Here is a 1,685-nt window from a genome sequence, read left to right on the forward strand (position 1 = left end):
GGACGGGGAGGACGGGGTCGTGCACGAGGGCGGCGCGCCCGCCGCCGGCGAGGATCCGGACCTGCCGCCCTGGCAGCGCCTCAACCCCCGCATGATCCTCACCGACGCCCTGCGGGTGCTGTTCTCCCTCACCCCCGGCATCATCGCCCTGGGGGTCGTCCGCGTCGAGCCGACCGCCGGCGTACTGTGGCCGTTGGGATTCATCGCGGTGTGGGGCGCGATCGGCGCCGCCGCCGACGTGCTGCGCTGGGTCACCACCCGCTACCGCGTCACCGACACCTACGTCGAGCGCCGCACGGGCCTGTTCGTGCGCACCTACCGTTCGATCCGCCGCGACCGGATCCGCAGCGTGGACGCCGACGCCCGCCTGCTGCGCCGGCTCGCCGGCCTGCGCCGGGTGCGCATCGGCGCCGGACAGGCGAGCGTGGCGATGGAGTCCGCCCTGGAACTGGACGCCGTCTCCCGCGAGGACGCCCGGCGCCTGCGCGAGAACCTGCTGGAACACCGCTCCTCCGCCCCCGCTCCCGATGGGGACGGGGGCAAGGGCGGAGCCCGGATCGCCGGAGAGGTGTACGCGACCCTGCGGCCCTGGTGGGTGCTGTACAACATGGCGAGCGTCTGGGCCTTCTTCATGGCCGCCGGCCTGCTGTGGGGCACCTACTGGATGCTGACGATCTTCGGCCTGGACCCGGCCGGGTGGGTGACCTCCCTGATCGACCGGGCCGGCCTCGGCACCGCCGCCACGGTCGTCCTCGGGATCGCCCTGGTCTGGCTGCTGGGGGTCGGGGGACTGGCCGTCAACTTCTTCAACGAGTACGCCGGCTTCCGCCTGGAACGGGTACCCGGGGAGAACGGCACCGTCCTGCGCACCACCCACGGCCTGCTCCGCACCCGCGAGGTCAACCGCGACGACCACCGACTGCGCGGGGTGACCCTCTCCGAGCCGCTGCCCTGGCGGTGGATGCGCAGCACCGAGGTGCACGTCATCACCACCGGTCTGTCGATGTGGGGCGCCGCCTCCACCATCCTGCCGCGGGTGCCGAAGTCCACCGCCTCCCGGGTCGCCGACGCGGTGCTGAACATCTCCGGGGACCCGATGCGGGCGCCGCTGCGCCGCCACCCCGGCACCGCCCTGCGCCGCCGGTTGGGATGGGCGGTGGGGGTCACCGGGGCCCTCACCGGCGCGGCGGCGTGGGTGGCTGCCGGCACGGGGTGGCACCCGGCGGTGTGGTGGGCGACCGGTGCGGCGGTCCTGCCGATCGCCGTGGGTCTCGCCGTCGCCGGTCACCTCGCCCTCGGGCACGCCGTCACCCCCTCCCACCTGGTGACCCGGTACGGGGCGATGAATCGTCGCACCTCCGCCCTGGAGACCCGGGCCGTCAGCGGCGTGCGGATCCGACAGTCGCTGTTGCAACGGCGACTGGGCCTGGCCACGGTGGAGTTCACCACCGCCGCCGGATGGGGGCGCTACCCGGCGGTGGACATGGCGGCCGGGGAGACGGCCGACCTGGCGGCCCTCGCCCTGCCCGAGGAGGTGGGGCGGTTCCGCGCCGAGGGCGCGACCGGCCCCGGCCCGGTCGCCCGCCGGGCGGAGGTCGTCACGGGGGCGGGCGCCGGTTCGGCGGAGGAGCCGACCGGCGGGCCCGGACAGGGGGGATGACCCCCGCTCCCGGTCCGGGGACGGG

The 1,685-nt window shown here is 75.5% G+C and carries 1 protein-coding gene; it reads left to right on the forward strand.

The window, feature by feature from the left end:
* Nucleotides 1-1,660, forward strand: a 1,660-nt coding sequence (locus FOE67_RS25005; RefSeq protein WP_182667090.1) for a PH domain-containing protein, incomplete at its 5' end; no start/stop codon positions are given.
* Between the last annotated feature and the right edge of the window lie 25 nt (nucleotides 1,661-1,685).

This window comes from Streptomyces calidiresistens (assembly GCF_014141525.1).
GTDB classification, from domain to species: Bacteria; Actinomycetota; Actinomycetes; order Streptomycetales; family Streptomycetaceae; genus Streptomyces; species Streptomyces calidiresistens.